Annotated in this window: 20 protein-coding genes; 19 read left to right on the top strand and 1 reads right to left on the bottom strand. The window is 55.0% G+C overall.

Annotation, left to right across the window (positions count from 1 at the left end):
- Nucleotides 1–175 precede the first annotated feature (175 nt).
- From VJ369_RS05210 to rpsN, 9 genes are all read left to right on the top strand, one after another.
- Nucleotides 176–1,408: a spermidine/putrescine ABC transporter substrate-binding protein gene (locus VJ369_RS05210; RefSeq protein WP_324091058.1), complete on the top strand. Its 1,233-nt coding sequence runs from the start codon at nucleotides 176–178 to the stop codon at nucleotides 1,406–1,408.
- Between the two features lie 6 nt (nucleotides 1,409–1,414).
- Nucleotides 1,415–2,638, top strand: a complete 1,224-nt coding sequence (locus VJ369_RS05215) for a spermidine/putrescine ABC transporter substrate-binding protein (protein ID WP_324091059.1) — start codon at nucleotides 1,415–1,417, stop codon at nucleotides 2,636–2,638.
- A 6-nt stretch (nucleotides 2,639–2,644) separates the two neighbouring features.
- On the top strand, nucleotides 2,645–3,805 hold the full coding sequence (locus tag VJ369_RS05220) for an ABC transporter ATP-binding protein (RefSeq protein WP_324091060.1): 1,161 nt from the start codon (nucleotides 2,645–2,647) through the stop codon (nucleotides 3,803–3,805).
- A 5-nt stretch (nucleotides 3,806–3,810) separates the two neighbouring features.
- Nucleotides 3,811–4,734: an ABC transporter permease gene (locus VJ369_RS05225; protein ID WP_414652620.1), complete on the top strand. Its 924-nt coding sequence runs from the start codon at nucleotides 3,811–3,813 to the stop codon at nucleotides 4,732–4,734.
- Between the two features lie 9 nt (nucleotides 4,735–4,743).
- Entirely contained in the window at nucleotides 4,744–5,541 is a 798-nt protein-coding gene (locus tag VJ369_RS05230) for an ABC transporter permease (protein ID WP_324091062.1), read from the top strand.
- A 360-nt stretch (nucleotides 5,542–5,901) separates the two neighbouring features.
- Nucleotides 5,902–6,402, top strand: coding sequence for a MarR family winged helix-turn-helix transcriptional regulator (locus VJ369_RS05235; RefSeq protein ID WP_324091063.1), 501 nt, complete (start codon nucleotides 5,902–5,904; stop codon nucleotides 6,400–6,402).
- 331 nt (nucleotides 6,403–6,733) lie between these two features.
- The gene (gene rpmB, locus VJ369_RS05240; protein WP_096255559.1) at nucleotides 6,734–6,970 is read left to right on the top strand and encodes a 50S ribosomal protein L28; all 237 of its coding nucleotides are present in this window, start codon (nucleotides 6,734–6,736) and stop codon (nucleotides 6,968–6,970) included.
- A gap of 1 nt (nucleotide 6,971) precedes the next feature.
- Entirely contained in the window at nucleotides 6,972–7,142 is a 171-nt protein-coding gene (gene rpmG, locus VJ369_RS05245) for a 50S ribosomal protein L33 (RefSeq protein WP_054821834.1), read from the top strand.
- Between the two features lie 3 nt (nucleotides 7,143–7,145).
- Entirely contained in the window at nucleotides 7,146–7,451 is a 306-nt protein-coding gene (gene rpsN / locus VJ369_RS05250) for a 30S ribosomal protein S14 (RefSeq protein ID WP_096255557.1), read from the top strand.
- 90 nt (nucleotides 7,452–7,541) lie between these two features.
- Here the strand turns inward: rpsN and VJ369_RS05255 are convergent, their stop codons facing one another.
- Entirely contained in the window at nucleotides 7,542–8,153 is a 612-nt protein-coding gene (locus VJ369_RS05255) for a DUF1992 domain-containing protein (RefSeq protein WP_324091064.1), read from the bottom strand.
- 105 nt (nucleotides 8,154–8,258) lie between these two features.
- Between VJ369_RS05255 and VJ369_RS05260 the strand changes: the two genes are divergently transcribed.
- The 10 genes from VJ369_RS05260 (at nucleotide 8,259) to VJ369_RS05305 (ending at nucleotide 18,630) form a co-directional block, all read left to right on the top strand.
- Nucleotides 8,259–9,254 carry an SDR family NAD(P)-dependent oxidoreductase gene (locus tag VJ369_RS05260; RefSeq protein ID WP_324091065.1) on the top strand — a complete coding sequence of 332 codons (996 nt, stop codon included), beginning with the start codon at nucleotides 8,259–8,261 and terminating at the stop codon, nucleotides 9,252–9,254.
- Between the two features lie 170 nt (nucleotides 9,255–9,424).
- On the top strand, nucleotides 9,425–9,709 hold the full coding sequence (locus VJ369_RS05265; protein ID WP_096255551.1) for an HU family DNA-binding protein: 285 nt from the start codon (nucleotides 9,425–9,427) through the stop codon (nucleotides 9,707–9,709).
- Between the two features lie 288 nt (nucleotides 9,710–9,997).
- Entirely contained in the window at nucleotides 9,998–10,282 is a 285-nt protein-coding gene (locus VJ369_RS05270) for an HU family DNA-binding protein (RefSeq protein ID WP_096255549.1), read from the top strand.
- 153 nt (nucleotides 10,283–10,435) lie between these two features.
- Entirely contained in the window at nucleotides 10,436–11,056 is a 621-nt protein-coding gene (locus tag VJ369_RS05275) for a hypothetical protein (RefSeq protein WP_324091066.1), read from the top strand.
- Nucleotides 11,057–11,114: 58 nt separating this feature from the next.
- The gene (locus VJ369_RS05280; RefSeq protein ID WP_324091067.1) at nucleotides 11,115–11,714 is read left to right on the top strand and encodes a copper resistance CopC family protein; all 600 of its coding nucleotides are present in this window, start codon (nucleotides 11,115–11,117) and stop codon (nucleotides 11,712–11,714) included.
- 154 nt (nucleotides 11,715–11,868) lie between these two features.
- Nucleotides 11,869–12,417 (top strand): copper chaperone PCu(A)C, encoded by a 549-nt coding sequence (locus VJ369_RS05285; RefSeq protein WP_324091068.1) that lies wholly within the window; start codon nucleotides 11,869–11,871, stop codon nucleotides 12,415–12,417.
- Nucleotides 12,418–13,629: a Dyp-type peroxidase gene (locus VJ369_RS05290; protein ID WP_324091069.1), complete on the top strand. Its 1,212-nt coding sequence runs from the start codon at nucleotides 12,418–12,420 to the stop codon at nucleotides 13,627–13,629.
- A gap of 107 nt (nucleotides 13,630–13,736) precedes the next feature.
- Complete coding sequence (locus VJ369_RS05295) at nucleotides 13,737–15,851, top strand: cytochrome c oxidase assembly protein (protein ID WP_324091070.1); 2,115 nt, start codon at nucleotides 13,737–13,739, stop codon at nucleotides 15,849–15,851.
- Complete coding sequence (locus tag VJ369_RS05300) at nucleotides 15,841–16,608, top strand: hypothetical protein (protein ID WP_324091071.1); 768 nt, start codon at nucleotides 15,841–15,843, stop codon at nucleotides 16,606–16,608. The genes VJ369_RS05295 and VJ369_RS05300 overlap by 11 nt, the downstream gene beginning before the upstream one ends.
- A gap of 105 nt (nucleotides 16,609–16,713) precedes the next feature.
- The gene (locus tag VJ369_RS05305; protein ID WP_324091072.1) at nucleotides 16,714–18,630 is read left to right on the top strand and encodes an NHL domain-containing thioredoxin family protein; all 1,917 of its coding nucleotides are present in this window, start codon (nucleotides 16,714–16,716) and stop codon (nucleotides 18,628–18,630) included.
- Nucleotides 18,631–18,736: the final 106 nt, after the last annotated feature.

Here is an 18,736-nt window from a genome sequence, read left to right on the forward strand (position 1 = left end):
TTGCGAAAGGGGCAATTTTTATTGTTTCCAGCATTAGAAACGCAGATTTAACATCGATACTTGCGTGAATCTCTTGTTTCGCTGGCGAAGAGCTGACATTATGAACGTCATTGATATCATGTGTGGCGCGTCACACCCGCCAAACTGTTTGAGCCCTCAATGTTAGGACGGAATCATGTCTCCCCAGCGACGACAACTACCTGAAGATCCACAGATCCGCGCGCTGGTTCAAGCGATGAGCCAGCGCTCAATGACACGCCGCGGAGTCTTGGGGGCAGCTGGCGCTCTGGGTTTGGGTGGGCTGTTGGCCGCCTGCGGAACCGGCGGCAAAAGTAGTGGGAGCTCAGCGTCAGCGGTCAGCGTCAAAGATATATCCGATACCGATCCAACGGTGAACTGGGCGAACTGGACGCTCTACCTTGACTATGACGAGAAGAGCAAGAGTTATCCGACTCTTGACCAGTTCAAAGAGAAGACGGGTATCAGCGTTAATTACGTTGAAGACATTGATGGCAACGACACCTACTACGGCAAAGTCCAAGGACAGCTCAAGGCCGGTCAAGATATTGGCCAGGACCTCATTACACTCACCGACTGGATGGCCGGGCGCATCATTCGTCAGGGCTACACCCAAGAACTTGACCACGCAAACATCCCGAATCTCGCAAATCTTCTGCCTGATCTGAAAAACGTCGATTTCGATCCGGGCCGCAAGAACTCGCTCACCTGGCAGACCGGCTACGCCGGAATCGCCTGGAACAAAAAGAAGTTCCCTAAGGGGCTGAAAAATGTTTCAGACCTCTGGGACCCAGCACTCAAGGGGCGGGTCACCGTGCTTGACGAAATGCGCGACACCATGGGGTTGCTGATGCTTGACCATGGGGTAGATATCACCGGCCAGTGGGGCGAAAACGAATTCGGTACCGCCCTTGACGACCTACGCAAGAACATTGGAAATGGACAGATCCGCCAGGTCAAGGGGAACTCATACAAGTCAGATTTCATCTCTGGCGATGCCATCGCAGGCATTGTCTGGTCCGGCGACATAGTGCAGATGAATTTTGAAAATGATGACCAATGGGAATTTGCCATTCCCGAGGCTGGCGGCACGCTGTGGAGCGATAACTTGATGGTTCCTATCGCATCGCCACGTAAAGCTAACGCCGAGAAGCTGATGAATTTTTACTATGAACCGAAGGTAGCTGCCGAGGTAGCCGCCTATGTGAACTTCATTTGTCCCGTCACCGGAGCCAAAGAAGAGATGGAAAAAATTGATCCGAGCCTGATGGATAACCCACTAATTTTCCCAACCGAAGAAGACCTCAGTCATGCACATGTCTTCCGAGCCTTGGACGCGGACGAAGAAACTACCCTCGGCAGCGAATTCCAAAGCGCGATTGGAGCCTAAGAATATATGTCACGTCAACGTGCGCTGAACGAACAACGGATGAAACTCTCCCAAGCCATTGGGCAAGCTCAGGCGAGCCGGCGCGGGGTACTCGCTGGCGCTGCTGGCCTCGCACTAGCTGGATTACTCACTGCGTGCGGCACTAAGGGCGCAAGTAGTTCCTCCGCGGCTTCATTAGCTCCCGCGGCGGATCTTTCTGACACCGAAAAACTTGTCCGTTGGGCCAACTGGACCCTGTATTTGGACTATGACGACAAGGCAAAAAACTACCCAACCTTGCAGCAATTCAAGAAGTCCTCTGGCTTGGACGTGAAGTACGTCGAAGACATCGACTCCAATGATTCTTATTACGGCAAGGTGCAATCTCAACTGGCGGCCGGACAAGATATCGGTCAGGACCTGATCGTGCTGACCGACTGGATGACCGAGCGTGTGATGCGTCTGGGATACGCACAAGAACTAGACCACGCAAATATTCTAAATATCAAAAATCTGCTCCCCGAGTTAAAAGATGTGCGCTTTGATCCAGGGCGTACGAAGTCGCTGACCTGGCAATCGGGTTACACCGGGTTGGTGTGGAACAAGGAAGCATTCCCCAAAGGACTGCGCAACGTCGAAGACCTCTGGAGCCCAGAGCTTAAGGGGCGGGTGACGCTTCTGGATGAAATGCGTGACACGATTCCGATCCTCTTGCTTGATCAAGGCATAGATATCGCCGGCCAGTGGGGGCAGGACGAATTTGCGGGAGCTTTAGAAGTACTCGATAAGAATATTCAGAATGGCCAGATCAGGCAGGTCAAGGGCAATTCGTATAAGCAGGATCTTATTTCCGGCGATGCGCTAGCAGGAATTGCCTACTCGGGGGACATCACGCAGCTGAACTATGAAGAGGGCAATAAGTGGGAGTTCATCATGCCTGAGCGCGGTGGATTGATTTGGTCAGATAACTTCACTGTTCCCATTGGAGCAACGCATAAGAAAAACGCGGAGAAGCTGATGGATTTCTATTACCAGCCTGATGTGGCCGCAGAAGTCGCTGCCTACGTGAACTATCTGTGCCCGGTGGTAGGCGCACAGCAAGAGATGGAAAAAATTGACCCGGACCTAGTTGATGATCCGCTGATCTTCCCTACCGCAGAATTCTTGAACAATGCAAGCACCGAACGAGAACTGAGCGTGGAGGAAGAAAACGACTTCCAAAACCAGTTCCAAGAAGTAATTGGGGTATAGAACGTGATGAGTGCCAACACCGCAGAAACATCCCGGAAACCCACGGTCCCGCCACGCAGCGAAGGTGCGGACCTAGAACTTAAGGGCATTACCAAGCGCTTTGCTGAGTTCGTTGCAGTGAAAGACCTTGACCTCACCGTCCCTTCGGGAACTTTTTTTGCCTTATTGGGACCGTCGGGTTGTGGTAAATCGACCACCCTGCGAATGATCGCCGGATTGGATGCGCCCAGCGAAGGCGAAATTCTCATCGGTGGCAAGAACGTCACTTCGCTGCCCAGCCATCAGCGTGAAGTGAATACCGTCTTTCAGTCCTACGCTCTGTTCCCGCATATGACAGTGCTGGAAAATGTGGCCTTTGGACTCAAGCGGAAAAAAGACAAGCAAGCTATGGAAAAGGCCCGGGAAGGCCTGAAAATGGTGGAGCTTGATCACCTCGCTAACCGGCGTCCCGAGCAGCTTTCAGGCGGTCAACAACAGCGTGTCGCATTGGCCAGGGCGCTAGTTAACCGTCCTCAGGTGCTGTTGCTTGACGAGCCTCTCGGTGCATTGGATATGAAGTTGCGCCGGCAGATGCAATTTGAACTCAAAGCGATTCAAACCGAGGTCGGGTTGACCTTTATCCACGTCACTCACGACCAAGAAGAAGCCATGACCATGGCTGATGTTGTTGCGGTGATGAATGAAGGACGCATCGAACAGATGGGTGCGCCGCGTGATCTGTACGAGTTGCCGAAGACCGCCTTTGTGGCCAACTTCTTAGGCAAATCGAATCTTATGCGCGCTCATGTTGTGGGTCAGCAAGAAGGACTCATCGAAGCGCAAACCGCCGGCTGCAGAGTATTGATTCCCGTCGAACGGGCAGTGCAACATGAAGGCGACATCGTCATTGGTGTGCGACCGGAAAAACTTCACCTGCATCGTGGGGCTCCCCAAGAATCAACGGGATACAACGAGTTGAGCGGTCAGGTCATTGATGTGTCGTTTACCGGTACCACTACCGAGTACCTGATCGAGGTGCCGGGCATTGGGCGGATCGGAACCTTCTCGCAGAACCGTGGGCAGCAACCTGCCCAAATGGGGGATACGGTGTACCTGTCTTGGGAAAGTGCTCACTCCTTTGGGCTTGCCGGTGACGAGGTAGTTGATGCCGGGGTGGATCAGACATGAGCAAAATGATGATGACCAAAAAGGGGAAAATCGCCGATCTACGTAGCGCGGAAGAAATCAAGGCAGAACGACGCAAGGGACGCACCGGGGTGTACCTCGTGGTCCCGGGGATGCTGGTCCTCTTCCTGTTCTTTGCCCTTCCGGTGATCGTGCTGTTGTCGATGTCCTTGTACGCCAGACCCGAAGGCGCGGAGATTGGCGAATTTGTTCCTGCCCTGGAATTTGGCAACTACGTCACGGTGCTGAGTGCATACTGGTCCGAGCTGGTTCGTTCCTTTGGCTTCGCGCTGATTGCCACGGTGCTGGCCTTACTTATTGGCTACCCCATGGCTTATCTGGTCGCGGTACGTTTACGCCAGCATGGCTTGCTTCAAGGCATTTTGCTGGTGCTGCTAATCGCACCATTCTTCTCTAGCTTCATTCTGCGCACCCAAGCGTGGAAGCAAATACTTGCCGATGAAGGATGGGTGGCGCAGACCCTAAAGCTAATTGCTGTGCTTCCCGTCGACGGACATCTGACGGCAACCCCCTTCGCGGTGGTAGCGGGCCTGACGTATAATTTCCTTCCCTTTATGGTGCTGCCGATTTACGCGAACCTCGGCCGTTTAGACACCAGGCTCTTAGAAGCCTCGGGGGATCTTTATGCCAGCCCGATGACGTCATTTTTCAAAGTGACCCTCCCACTGTCTGCTCCCGGAGTTTTCGCCGGGACGTTGCTGACTTTCATTCCGGCGGCCGGTGACTACGTGAACGCCGCGCTGTTGGGCAACAACCGAAACACGACAATGATCGGGCAGGTGATCGATTCAAGATTCTTCAAGGTCATCGACTATCCGGGCGCCGCGGCGCTGAGTTTCGTTTTGATGCTGTCCATCCTGATACTCGTCACCCTCTATATCAGGCGTTTCGGTACCAAGGAATTGATGTAGGAGCCAATGATGAAACAAAAAATAGGGCGCTGGATCATTCCTGCCATCGGTGGACTGGCCTTCGTCTACCTGCTGGTACCCATCGCATATATCTTCGTGTTCTCCTTCAACGACGCCGGACGCACAAACCTCGAATGGCGCGGATTCACTCTCGACAATTGGCAGAACCCCTGCGGTGCGCCGGCCGTCTGCGAGTCTTTGGTCAATTCCTTGCAGGTGGGTGTGGTGGCGACAATCGTGTCTACTGCCTTAGGCACCTGCATTGCCATCGGGTTGGTGCGGTACAAATTCCGTTTTCGTAAGCTGACCGACGTTCTCATTATTCTTCCGCTCGCCACCCCCGAGGTGGTACTTGGAGCCTCGCTACTGGCTCAGTTCCTGAATTTGGGGTGGGAACTAGGGTACACCACGATTGTGATCGCGCATATCGTGTTCTGTATGTCCTTTGTGATTGTGACCGTGCGAGCACGTGTTTCGTCACTTGACCCACGATTAGAAGAGGCTGCGGCCGACCTATATTCCACTCCGCGAGCGGCATTCTGGAAGATTACCTTCCCCTTGCTAGTGCCTGGGATTGTGGCGGCCGCATTGCTGTCATTCGCTATGAGTTTTGATGACTTCATCATTACTAACTTCAACTCCGGCACCTTCCAAACCTTCCCGAAGTTCATCTACGTAGCCGCGACCCGCGGTATCCCGGCCCAAGCAAACGTCATTGGTTCGGCAATGTTCATCGTTGCCTTGCTGGTAGTTATTGCCGGACAGGTGATGGCCTACCGACGGCGCAAGCGATTAGCTCAGGGATAACACCCGTTCATGACAGGACAAGATCCGCTGGCCCACTGAGTTACTCGGGCCGGCGGGCCTTTTCTTGTGTCAGGGGCTTATCTGGTGTTCCCGTTTCTGGCGGAAGACAGTCAAGTGGACGAATCTCTCAATGAGGACAAGGAGATCAGCTGCCGGTGGCTCAGGATCCTTTTACTGATAGGGAGCCCTGTGGGGCTACCACCACGGGACCTAGTGCGTAAATTACCCAACTCCGCATAGTTAATGGGTTTGAGCCGAGAAATTTACCGCGCGACAAGGTAGCATTCTAGCGATTAGAGTATTCCCACGAGGAAATGCGACTTACTGCCAGTGCGGTAGCGAAGAATGGTGTGAAATTACATGAGTGAACAAGTCGACTGGCTAACTGCCGAAGAACGAACGGCCTGGCTGGGACTGAACACGGTAATGTCTTTGCTCCCTGCAGCTTTAGACTCGGACCTGCAAGGTCTGGAAGGAATTACACTCTTCGACTATCACATGCTGGCTATGCTCTCTGAGGCGCCAGATCGTGAACTGACCATGACGGATCTTGCTGCGCGCACCAGCGCTTCGTTGTCACGGCTGTCACATGTGGTGAAGAAATTGGAGAAGCGGGGATGGGTGATTCGCTCACAGTCCGCCGGAGACGCGCGTGTGAAGATCGCCTCATTAACGAAGCAGGGTTGGGATGCGGTGGTCAAGATGGCGCCGCATCATGTGAAAACCGTCCGCTCACTTCTCCTTGAATCCTTAGATGACAAGGACATTAAGGATCTGGCGAGGATTTCTCGCAAGGTCGTTAAGGTTTTAGACGAGGATCACTGGGTTCTGGACGAGCCGACCGCCGATTTGGCTCTCTGAGCAATCCCAGATATTCTTATAACGCGTTAATCGCGTGTTTCGTTGTGCCGCCATGATGGTGGAGCAGCGGGTACGCGTAGCCCGTAATACCGAATATCGTAACCACCTGAGTACGGGGAATTGCTCAACCGGTTACGAAGTTCACCGACTTACATACTTTAAGGCTCTTCGGTTGGTTCTCACCCAGCCTGGTTACCTTCCTAGTGTGCAGTATTAACGGTGTTTCACTGGTTGGCGGGGCTCATAACGCACTAAGTGGTGTCGTTATTTCGGTAAGGACACTGCGCGCGAGAACCGCCGAATTTTACTACTAACTAACTAAGGAGTGATCATGGCAGCTGTTTGCCAGGTAACCGGTACTACTCCGGCCTTCGGACATAGCATCTCCCACTCGCACCGTCGCAACAAGCGTCGATTCGATCCGAACATCCAGAAGAAGCGCTACTGGGTTCCATCCCTGCGCCGCAACGTGACCTTGACCCTTTCGGTTAAGGGCATCAAGCTCATTGATGTTCGCGGTATCGATGCTGTTGTGACCGATCTACTTGCGAAGGGTGTGAAGCTCTAATATGGCAAAGAAGGATAAGGACGTACGTCCTATCATCAAGCTGAAGTCGACCGCCGGTACCGGATTCACTTACGTGACCCGCAAGAACCGTCGTAACAACCCAGACCGTATGGTTCTGAAGAAATACGACCCTGTTGTCCGTAAGCACGTTGAATTCCGAGAGGAGCGCTAAGACATGGCCAAGAAGTCCAAGATCGCAAAGAACGAACAGCGCAAGGTCATCGTCGAGCGTTACGCTGAAAAGCGCCTCGAACTGAAGAAGACCTTGGTTGACCCGAACGCAACCGACGAAGCCCGCGAGGCTGCACGCCTGGGTCTGCAGAAGCTTCCACGCGATGCTTCGCCGATCCGCGTCCGCAACCGCGACTCGATCGACGGTCGCCCACGCGGTACCTTCCAGAAGTTCGGTATCTCCCGTGTTCGCTTCCGCGACATGGCACACCGTGGTGAGCTTCCGGGCATCACCAAGTCTTCCTGGTAAGCCTCAAAGTCTTCAGACTTTAGCTTTATAGTACGAACGCCGTCTCAACCCTTCGGGGATTGAGGCGGCATTCGTCGTCTCGGCCGGAAACTACTTTCTCCGGGTCCACCAGCGACGCTTGGGTTCCACCGATCTCTCCACAGACAGCTGAACCAGGGTACCGCGGCGTTCGCGCCACGCTTGCAGCTCCTCATCAATATTGCGCAGCTTGGTGATGACCGGGGGACCGCCAAGCAGCTGACGGCGTGCCTCGACAATACGCTGGTTGAAGTCGCTCAGGTGTGCACGGACCGCCGCTGCCGTGGGTAAAGCATCCAATGTCTGCTCAAGTTGCTGATCTTCCACCCGCAAGGTCAAAGCCGGCGGACCTAATCCGGTGAGCTGTTCGCGGCGCATCATTGATTTCAGCCACCAGTCCGGATCATCGGTGGACGTAAGATGATCAATGTTTTGACCGGACAGCGCAAGATTATCGAAGTCTCCCCGGGCGAAGGCTTCATCTAAGACAGTATTGGCTACTTCCCAAGCTTCGTCCTGTGCGTGGAACTGCAGCGGTGTGCGCGGCGGACCGCCGACGCTGGGTCGACCGGTCTTCTGCGCATATTCGTCCACCGGGACCGGTGTTTGGGGCTCGGCAGCTAACTTATACCTGGCAGCTTTCAGCGCTGCCTGATGGGCCGAGTTCTCCGGTAACTTCTCCACCCTTCCATACTGGCACCAGCACAACCATCTGGGCAACAGGCGATGAACTACCCTTCAAAGCCAATGTGCACGCGTTGCGCGGGCCGAGCATAGTAGCGTTGAGCTATGAACACTGAAGCCCGTGTTGGAGCCCTTGACCGCTTAGGCTATGGATCCCCGTACCCTGACGTGTACAGCAACCGCGCCAGATGGGCCGGACTCGGTGAGGGGAAAACTGCGGTCGTCACCGGCGCCAATGCTGGTTTGGGTTTTTTCACCAGCCTTGCTCTGGCTGCAAGTGGGGCCCAGGTAGTGCTTGCTTGCCGTAACGAGGTGAAAGCAGCTCGCGCGATTCAGGCAATTAAGCACAAAGTGCCTAATGCAGAACTCGAATTTTTACCTTTTAACTCGGCCTCGCTGGAATCTGCCAGTGCGCTCGGCCAAGTGCTGCGCCACCGAGAGATAGATATCCTCATCGCTAATGCGGGGATTATTCGCAACCCAGAAACGCGAACTGCCGGAAGTCTAGGTTATGAGCTGACTCTGGCCACAAATTTTCTCGGACACGCCCGGTTGGTCGGCGAACTCGCCGAAACTTTCCGTACGCGCCCCTTGAAATTTATTGGGTTGGGGTCCATCTCGACGAACATGCTGAAAAGTAATCATGAAGATTTGGCGCTTACCGGAAGCTATCATCCCTACCGTGCCTACGCGCAGTCTAAAGCGGCACTACAGTCTTTCACTTTGGCCTTAGACCATCGGCTCAAGCAGCTTTCCTGGCCGGCACGTTCCATTGCGGTACACCCTGGTTATTCAATTTCGGGGCTTACTACACAGGTGGCGGGAATCAACGAGCCGGCCTACTTCAAGCGCTTTCAAGGGCAACTTCAGGCGAGTTTCGCGCAGGGCAAACACGAAGGCGCCGTCAACATTGTGGAGGCGGCATTGAACCGTGGCGTCGAGCAGAGCCCCAGGGGAACCTACATTGGTCCAAAATTTCTTACAAAAGGTGAATCTGTACTAGCCAGGCCCGCAAAAATAACTCGGCAGAAGCGACTTATGGATCCTGTATGGAAAGTTTTTGTTGAAGCAAATCATGGACTAGATCCGTTCAGAATTTGATCCACCGTGAACTTTCACACCTCGAAAGATCGCTGATTTTCTTCAAAAACCGCGGAACTGTGCGCTTATCGTCGGTAAATGCTGGTAAGTTCTCTCAAGTAAGCCCGTGCGAGCGTGCGGCATCCAAATCCCGAACGGGGTGAGGATCACTAGTCCAGGAGGACCACACATTGGCTATGAACCGTAGCGAACTTGTTGCCGCTGTTGCAGCTAAGACCGAAAACTCCCAGGTTGCCGTCAACGGTGTACTGGATGCTGTTTTCGAGGTATTCGTTGACCAGATTTCCCAGGGCGAGAAGGTCTCGATCCCAGGTTGGTTGGCAGTGGAGCGCACCGATCGTGCAGCACGCACCGGCCGTAACCCACAGACCGGCGAAGCTATCCAGATTCCAGCTGGCCACTCAGTCAAGTTGACCGCTGGTTCGAAGCTGAAGGCTGCTGTAGCCAAGAAGTAAAGCCACAGCGCAATTTATGCGTTGCAAAGACCCGTTACCCGAATCCTGTTCGCGGTAACGGGTCTTTGTCGTTAAGTACCAATTTCTTAGTATTTGTCTCCCTTGAGCACCAAAAACCGACCGTCTAACGTGTGGAACTGCAAAATGTTGAAAAAATCCCGGGAATTCGCACGTTTTCGCGCGTTTTCCGGACAAAGGTTTGATATGTTCTCACTGGTAAGTCCGTGCGACCGCGCGGCGTCCGTGGCTCTGTCGGGTCATGGATCACTAGTCCAGGAGGACCACACATTGGCTATGAACCGTAGCGAACTTGTTGCCGCAGTAGCAGCTAAGACCGAAAACTCCCAGGTTGCCGTCAACGGTGTGCTTGACGCCCTGTTCGAAGTTTTCGTTGACCAGATTTCCCAGGGCGAGAAGGTCTCGATCCCAGGTTGGTTGGCAGTGGAGCGCACCGATCGTGCAGCACGCACCGGCCGTAACCCACAGACCGGCGAAGCTATCCAGATTCCAGCTGGCCACTCGGTCAAGCTGACCGCTGGTTCGAAGCTGAAGGCTGCTGTTTCAAAGAAGTAGTCCCCAGACATTTGGCAGGGGCCCGATTCTCGAAAGGGAATCGGGCTTTTGTTGTTTTAGGACATAGCTAATCAGTAGCGCGTTGAGGCAATCTTCTACCTAGCGTAGAATCAAAGCTTAGGTAGCAAAATAACGACTGAATGGTAGATTTTCGTGTCCAAGGACTTCGGCCCCACCCGCGTACTGCGTGGTTGGCTAGCCGCAAGCCTATGCACTTGGACAGCATTCGCCGCACACGCGCACAGCGCACCGACTCAGGCTTCGCTCGTGGTGATGGTCTTGATTACCTGTGTTTCTGCCGTCATCGCCACCGCTATGGTTGGCAGAAAATTCTCTTTACTCAGCACCAGTCTGGTTGTATTGATCAGCCAAGGTCTTTATCACCTAGGGCTTTCGGTGATGACACACCACAGTGTGGATGTCGTGGCTACTCAAGGATCAGCGTCTGGACATCAGCATGGTGACATGCTGGTGGGGAACATTGCCTCGCATTACAGTGCCGTGCAATCAGAATCAATGCTCTACGCACACGCACTTGCAGCGCTAACCAGCATCTTGGTGCTGCGTTTGGGCGAACAGCTGCTATCCATCGTATGGGCGTGCCTGTCATTGAGCGCTGTGCGCCACGTCTTGGTCCTTGCCACACGGATGGTTCCGGAATTCCCGAAGGCCCCGGCAAACTTCGTCACTCCGGTGTTAAACCACCTTTCGGTGTTCGTCCGGCTCCCTGCCCGGAGAGGCCCACCTTCCAACGTATTGAATCTTTTCGCTTAAAACGACTCAATACACTCCGATTGTGCACCCCGGTACATGATCATTTGGAAGGAATATTTTGAACTCCTTTGCACCACAGCACTCCCGCACACTCTTGACCCGGCTTTCAGCGGCCATTTTGATAGCCCTCGTCGCGGTCTTTACCAGCGTCAGTGCAGCTTCGGCACATGACGAGCTGATCTCCTCAGACCCGGCCGCTGGCTCGACGATGACTAAATCTCCCGAGAAGATCGAATTGAATTTCTCCGGTGAACTACAGCAGCTCGCTGGCGCAGAAACTTCCGTGGTGGCCTTAAGCGCCGAAGACGGCACCAAGCTGGCCAGCGAAGTGACTACCAAGGGCAAAAACGTCACCGTAGTACCGGAGAAAAAACTTGCTTCGGGAACGTACAAGCTTGTTTACCGCGTGGTCTCCTCAGATGGACACCCAATCGAAGAGAGCTTCAACTTCACCGTCAAACTGCCGGTAGCTGCCAGCGCAACGCCCAACGATTCGGTCACTAATGCACCGGCACCGTCGGCACCAGCCGAACAAAACAACGAACCAGTTCAGCAGCTCGGATCCCAGATTAGCCCGGTCATTTGGGTCATCGTTGGCATTGCAATCCTCGGTGCAGCAATCGCCGTGCTGGTGAAGTTCACTCGCCAGAATAAGTAGGCGCTTGCGCCCACCGCGCAGCACTACCAACTCCACAACATTTTTCGCAAGGCGACGGATACCGGTCAAACCGGATGCCCGAGCGCATGACTTTACATGCCTAATTCACCGGACGAAACCTCGGCCTTGCGAGCTAGCGAAAGCTGACAGAGCAATGAAAAATTTCAAATTCGCCACCACCCTGACCATTTGCGCAGCAGTCTTGTTGAGCGGTTGTGCCCAAAACACGGATGAAGTCACTCCTGCTGGAGCCAGCGAGCAAGTGCAGAGCACTCAAGCAGAGAATCTTCGCACCGATGAAACCTGGGCGAAGGCAGCAGACAAGGGCATGAGTGCTGCCTTTGGAACGCTGCACAATGCAGGTGATTCAAAGCTTGAACTTGAACGCGTCACAGACCCGATCGCCAATACCGTGATTGAGATTCATGACACCGAAGGACAAGGAACTAAGGCCATGATGAAGCAACACGAAGGCGCGTTGCTCATCAATCCGGGTGAAGACATAGTCTTGGCACCTGGCGGAACGCACTTTATGTTCATGGATCTAAAAAGTCCTCTCGTCGCGTCACAAACCTCGACCTTGCAATTGGAATTCAGTGACGGAAGTAAAGCCCAAGTGCAATTCCCTATTCGTAACTTCAGCGGCGCCAACGAAAGTTACCACGGCTCCGCGGGCGAACACGAAGATCATGGGAGCCACTAAGTGACCGGCACAAATCTCCACCCCTCACGCAGGGTGATTCTCGGAGGTTCCGCGGCCGCCGCCTTGGGCGGAGTCTTTGCCGGATTTGGTGTCGGTAGGGCCACCGCTGATGAAATACCAGCAGTCTCGGCCTTGGAAAACCAGAACACGCAATTTACTGCGTTCCACGGTAAATATCAGGCGGGAATTCTCACCGAACCACAAGCTCACGCGGTTTTCCTCGGTAGCAATGTTCACTTGGAAGGGCTCAAGGAGTCCGAACGAATCGAAAAGATTCGTTCGATACTGCGAATGCTCAGTTCGGACATCGAACGCTTAGTCTCCGGCAGGGGAGTGCTTGCAGATACTGAGCCAGAAATGTCTGCGGCGGCGGCACAACTAACGGTGACCGTGGGTCTGGGTCCGGTGATACTCGATCTTTTAGGGCAAAGCACCGCAGAAGTCGACGCGTTGCCGCCATTCGCTGGTGAAAAGCTTGACCCGCGGTACGGCCAGAGTGATCTGATAATTCAGTGTTGTGCTCAGGACCCCACGGTCCTGCATCATGCGGTGCGTGCCTTGCGCAAGAATCTGCGTGGCATTACCGAAGAAATGTTTACCCAGACTGGTTTCACCCATGCGGCGCAGACCGTGCGAGAAGGCCAAGGTTTTCGAAATCTTTTTGGACAGCTCGATGGGACGAACAATCCCACCGGCCAAGCGCGCGAACTTGCGGTGTTTGGTGATGCCCAAGAGCCAAGCTGGACCCCAGCGGGCACCGTCCTGGTGCTTCGCCGCATCGAAATGAACCTGGATAAATGGGATGAAGTGGACCGGGCCGGACGAGACTTTGCGCTCGGACGGCGGCAAAGCGATGGATCCCCGCTGTCTGGTGATTCGCTCAGCGACCCGGTGGACCTGCAGGCAGTGAACGTTCTGGGTTTGCCGGCCATCGCCGCGCACGCGCATGTTGCTAGGGCCAAACCTACCAACGGCGCTGAAGTCCTGTGGCGACGAGGGTATAACTATCACGGGGAGAGTGGTTCGGGGCTCATCTTTGCGTCCTATCAGCGAGATCCACGTACCAGTTTCATTCCGGTGCAACAGCGCTTAGCGAAGCTTGATGCGCTCAATGAGTGGACTACACATGCTGGCTCGGCTATCTATGCGATCCTGCCGGGAGTCCGCGAAGGAGAGTACTTGGGAGAGTTCTTGTTCACTGCTAGTACTTAGCCGCACGTAGCAATGTGGTGAGGCGGTGTGAGATGCACCGCCTCACCATAGGAAAAGCCCTACCCGATTAATCCCGGGGTAAATGCAAGTGAGATGATGGAGAGGTTATGGCCACACAAATACGAAAGCCACCGGCTCAAGCCACGGCGCCGCAGAAACTCTCCATTTCGCGCTACCTGATTCTGGCGATCCCTGTAATGGCGATCGTTTTTCTTAGTGCCGCGCTCTTCACCGGTATTGCGGTTCCCAGCGAGCTAGCTGACCCGGGAGCGTTTGTGCGGTGGGCTTTGCCAATATCCCGCGCAATTCACCACAGTGCCATGGCTATCACCGTGGCGGCACTGATATTTGCGGCGGTCATACTTCCCCGCACTACAAAAGTCCGCCGTGCCAGCGCGGATGACGGGCGTATTGAGGTCGGGCAGAACCATCCGGCTTTCACCCGTGCCATGAATATCGCTGCCGGCGCCGGAATGGTGTGGACGCTTGCCGCGGCTACTGTCTTGCTGTTGACCTTCTGGGATCTGGCCGGTGTGCCTATGAACCTAGACCCAAGTTACACCGCGGCGATCCTCGACTACATTCTGCAGCTTGCCACAGGCCGGGCATGGGCATGGATGATCGTTATCGCGGCGATCACCAGCTCCCTAGCGTTGGCACTACGTTCGCACACTGGAGTGGGACTCACCGCGGTATTCTCGCTGTTCGGCATAGTTCCCATGGCATTTATCGGGCACGCAGCCGGCGGAGATGACCACTACGGTGCGGTGAACTCCATTGCCTTACACCTGCTCGCGGTGGTTATTTGGTTCGGTGGCATTGTCGTTTTGGCTTTGCTCTCTCCGACGCTATCCAGTAAAGCGCCCGGCCGGTATGAGACACGACCGGTACTTGCTGGCGTAGTACTCAGCCGTTTTTCTGCCCTGGCAACGTTCGCCATTATTTTGATGGCAGGATCCGGGCTCGCCTCAGCCACGATCCGGATTACCGAATTTGATCAGTGGTTCTCCAAATATGGCCTCGTTGTTATTGCTAAAGTTATCTTGACCTTGGCGCTTGGCTTCCTAGGGCTGATGCACCGCCGACAGGTCATTCCGCAATTGCTGGCAGGTAAGTTCACCGCGTTAGCCGCTGCATGGCGGATCGTGACAGCTGAACTAATTCTTATGGGCGCGACCATGTCATTGGCGACGGTGCTGGCGCGTACCGCACCACCGACCGATGACCAGCCGCCAGTGGATGCAACCCCTGCTCGTTTGCTGACAGGCTATGAACTACCACCGGCGCCGAGCACCGCAAGCTGGTTCACCGTCTGGCGGTGGGACTGGTTATGGGTCGCAATCTGCTTCTTCCTGCTGGCACGGTATGTGTGGGCCTTTATTATTCTGCGCCGCCGCGGAGACAAACCAAGTTTCCCTCGGTTGTTTAGCTGGATTATCGGACTAGTGGTGCTTTTCTACATCACCAGCGGCGCCCTGTCCGTCTACGGCAAGGTGCAGTTTTCGGTGCACATGGTTGACCACATGTCATTGACCATGATTGCTCCAATCTTCTTGGTGCTCGGCACCCCGGTCACCTTGGCGTTGAAGGTCTTGGGCTCACGAACCGATGGAACCCGAGGACCACGTGAATGGATCCTGTGGGCGGTGCATTCAAGGTATTCGGCGGTAGTCACCCATCCGATTTTCGCGGCCGTCATGTTCGCCGGATCGATTGTCGTTTTTTACTTCACCCCGATTCTCGAAATCGCCATGAAGTACCACGCGGGGCACGAATTGATGAACCTGCACTTCTTGCTGACCGGCTACATCTTCGCCTTGTCGCTGGTGGATGCCGACCCAATTCCCAAGCGTTACCCGTATCCGATGCGGCTGATTGTGCTGCTTGCTACCGTAGCGTTCCACGCGTTCTTCGGTGTCGCAATGATGGGCAGCGAAAACCTCTTGGCTCCGGATTGGTTCGGCAATATGGGTCGCACCTGGGGTGGCACGGCAATGGAAGACCAAGTTGTTGGTGCTGGCGCGATGTGGGCCATTGGCGAGGTACCAACCCTGGTTCTAGCCATCCTCGTGGTGGTTTCGTGGCTGCGGCAGGATAAAAAGGACACCAAACGTTATGACCGTCAGGCAGAGCGTGATGGGGACGCCGAGCTGGAGGCCTACAACCAGATGTTTGCACAGATGAAACAGCAAGAAACTAAGGGAGAACACCGTGGCCGCTAAGCTATGGAAGCTGACGGCGGTTATGCTGGCCGGTGGGTTACTGCTGTCCTCGTGTGCCGCACCAGAAACCGGTGGCGACATGCCAGATGACCTAACTCATCAGAAGGCTACCGAGCAACCAGCGCAGCCAAGCGCACAGAGCACGGAGCAGAGTAGTACGGCAGAAGAAATGACTCGGGCACAGTTCATCGCCTCGACCGGATCGGTCATGGCGGCAACCTTAGGTTTCCCGAATTCACGTCAGATTTCAGCCGAGGAGCTCAAAGGACTCGCGGTACCGCCCACTGACACCCTCAAAGATGTCGTGGTGCTGCCCTCCCAATGTTCAAAACCAGTCGAAGACCTGAACTGGTCACCGGCTCAAATGGGTACCGAAGCGGCTCGCACCGACTTCACCAACGAGGCGCAAAATATTGCGGGCTCTATCGAAGTGGCCAAGGTGACCAACCGGCAGAAGCTCGAAGATCATTACAAGACAGTGCTTAAAATTCGTACCGAGTGTAAAAGTGTGAAACTCAATGGACTGGACTTCACCGAAACATTGAAATTCTCCAGCCCCGGAATATCCGACGTTGACTCTCAGTTGTATTACACACGCACCGGGGACTCCGCGAACGCTCGCGAATCGCTGGTGCTTATGCAAAGCAAGGGCGACTACGTGGTCATGGTTTCGTTCATGTCCACAGTCTCTCTGGCCGAACAACAATTCAAAGACGTGGCCAAGACCATCTTGGATACCGCGGTTTCACAGCTGTAACTGGCTTAGCATCGCTTCACACTCTTCGGCGGTGAAAGTCCAGTGGAGGATAATTAGTACTTCACTGTCGCATTTAGATAGTGAAGTCGCCTTGAAAGGACCATCATGAGTGCAACTTCCGATTCAGTACGCGCAAACTACAAGGTGAGGGCCAGCGAGCTGTTGGGTCGCAACTGGTTGAACACCGGTGGTGAACAACTGAATCTCGAAGCTCTCCGTGGCAAGATTGTCATCCTTGATTTTTGGACCTTCTGCTGCATTAACTGCCTTCACGTGTTAGACGAACTCCGTCCCCTCGAGGCAAAATACGCCGACGTGTTGGTGACCGTTGGCGTGCACTCCCCAAAGTTTGAGCACGAGGCAGACCCCGACGCGCTGGCTGCCGCCGTGGAACGCTACGAAATTCACCACCCGGTACTTGACGATCCAGAACTTGTCACCTGGCAGGCCTACGGCGCGCGCGCCTGGCCAACACTGGTGGTCTTGGATCCCGAAGGCTACATCGTGGCGCACCTCTCCGGTGAGGGCCATGCCCAGGGCCTGGGTTCACTAGTTGATGAACTCGTCGCTGAGCACGAAGCCAAGGGCACCTTGCACCGTGGAAGCGGTCCCTACGTGGCGCCCGAAGCCCGCGAGGGAGATCTGCGGTTCCCCGGCAAGACCATCGCCTTGGAGAACGGTAATTTCCTGGTGGGCGACTCCGGACACCACCGTTTGGTCGAACTAGGTAATGATCTGAGCACCGTGGTGCGCACCATCGGCGCCGGCGTGAAAGGCTACGCCGACGGTGATGCGCAGAGCGCCCAGTTTAATGAGCTTCAGGGCTTGACCGCACTACCTACCGAGCTTGCAGCAAAGGTCGGCTACGACGTCATCGTTGCAGATACCGTCAACCACCGCCTGCGCTCGGTCAACCTGAGCACCGGCGAGGTAGGTACGCTTGCTGGCAACGGGGTACAGCGTCTCTTGGATGCTGAAAATGCTCGCCAGGAACACCAGCCCACTGACTTAGGCACCGACTCGCTGAACGTTTCCCTGTCCTCACCGTGGGATGTGCTCTACCACCCGTCAGGTAAGGTCATCATCGCGATGGCCGGAACCCACCAAATCTTCTCCTTCGACCCGCTGACCAGTGCCTTGCATGTGTATGCCGGCAGCGGTTTAGAGGGCCTGTCCGATGGCGCACCATTGGACGCCTGGTTCGCCCAGCCTTCCGGGCTGACCCTGGACACCAACGATGACGTGTGGGTTGCCGATTCGGAGACCAGCGCTTTGCGTCGTTTGGAAATTGACGCGCAAGGAGAGGTCATCAAGGTTCACACCGCCATTGGTGCAGGACTGTTCGACTTCGGCTTCCGCGATGGTGAAGCGGACCAGGCCCGCCTGCAGCACCCATTGGGTGTGACCGCGCTTCCCGATGGTTCCATTGCCGTGGCAGACTCGTACAACGGTGCCGTACGCCGTTTTGATCCGGTGACGCAAATGGTATCCACCCTGGCCAAGGGGCTGAAGGAACCGGCAGATGTCTTGCTGGACGACTCGGTAGATGGCGCTCCGGTACTGCTCGTGGTGGAAACCAACACCCACCAGCTGATCCGTATTCCGGTGCCTGCCGAAGCGCTGGTCGTCGACGAGGGTGCAAGCCAGACCCAGCGTCCAAAGACTAAGGTTCAGGCCGGTCAACACGAGATCGTGGTGCGCTTTGCCGCACCTAAGGGACAGAAACTTGATGACCGTTGGGGAGACCCCACGCAGTTGAAGATTTCGGCCAGTCCCGAAGAGCTGCTTCTCGATGGTGGGGGCACCTCTATTGGTTTGACCCGGACCTTGAAGCTGAACCCCGAGGTGAGCGACGGCGTATTGCACATTACAGCCCGTGCCGCGGCCTGCGATGGGGAACCTGGCGGAGAAATTCCAGACCATGCAGCCTGCCACCTCTACCAGCAAGACTGGGGCATCCCGGTAGAGCTGGACGAGGCTGGGGATAACGAACTCTTGTTGGATCTTCGTGGAGTGAATTAGTCACGGCAGATCCTTGAGCAAGGCGCGCTTTGTTATGCGAAGCGCGCCTTGGCCAATTAAAGACCGAGAAATTGAGGAAACCTCACCAGTTTTATGCCATCTAGTC

Origin of the sequence: Glutamicibacter sp., assembly GCF_035257265.1 — a bacterium.
Taxonomy (GTDB): domain Bacteria; phylum Actinomycetota; class Actinomycetes; order Actinomycetales; family Micrococcaceae; genus Glutamicibacter.

Bases quoted from the DNA above. Each gene is read 5' to 3' on its own strand.
- VJ369_RS05210 (WP_324091058.1), top strand. From the start codon at position 176: ATGTCTCCCCAGCGACGACAACTACCTGAAGATCCACAGATCCGCGCG.
- VJ369_RS05215 (WP_324091059.1), top strand. From the start codon at position 1,415: ATGTCACGTCAACGTGCGCTGAACGAACAACGGATGAAACTCTCCCAA.
- VJ369_RS05220 (WP_324091060.1), top strand. From the start codon at position 2,645: ATGAGTGCCAACACCGCAGAAACATCCCGGAAACCCACGGTCCCGCCA.
- VJ369_RS05225 (WP_414652620.1), top strand. From the start codon at position 3,811: ATGATGATGACCAAAAAGGGGAAAATCGCCGATCTACGTAGCGCGGAA.
- VJ369_RS05230 (WP_324091062.1), top strand. From the start codon at position 4,744: ATGAAACAAAAAATAGGGCGCTGGATCATTCCTGCCATCGGTGGACTG.
- VJ369_RS05235 (WP_324091063.1), top strand. From the start codon at position 5,902: ATGAGTGAACAAGTCGACTGGCTAACTGCCGAAGAACGAACGGCCTGG.
- rpmB (WP_096255559.1), top strand. From the start codon at position 6,734: ATGGCAGCTGTTTGCCAGGTAACCGGTACTACTCCGGCCTTCGGACAT.
- rpmG (WP_054821834.1), top strand. From the start codon at position 6,972: ATGGCAAAGAAGGATAAGGACGTACGTCCTATCATCAAGCTGAAGTCG.
- rpsN (WP_096255557.1), top strand. From the start codon at position 7,146: ATGGCCAAGAAGTCCAAGATCGCAAAGAACGAACAGCGCAAGGTCATC.
- VJ369_RS05260 (WP_324091065.1), top strand. From the start codon at position 8,259: ATGAACACTGAAGCCCGTGTTGGAGCCCTTGACCGCTTAGGCTATGGA.
- VJ369_RS05285 (WP_324091068.1), top strand. From the start codon at position 11,869: ATGAAAAATTTCAAATTCGCCACCACCCTGACCATTTGCGCAGCAGTC.
- VJ369_RS05295 (WP_324091070.1), top strand. From the start codon at position 13,737: ATGGCCACACAAATACGAAAGCCACCGGCTCAAGCCACGGCGCCGCAG.
- VJ369_RS05305 (WP_324091072.1), top strand. From the start codon at position 16,714: ATGAGTGCAACTTCCGATTCAGTACGCGCAAACTACAAGGTGAGGGCC.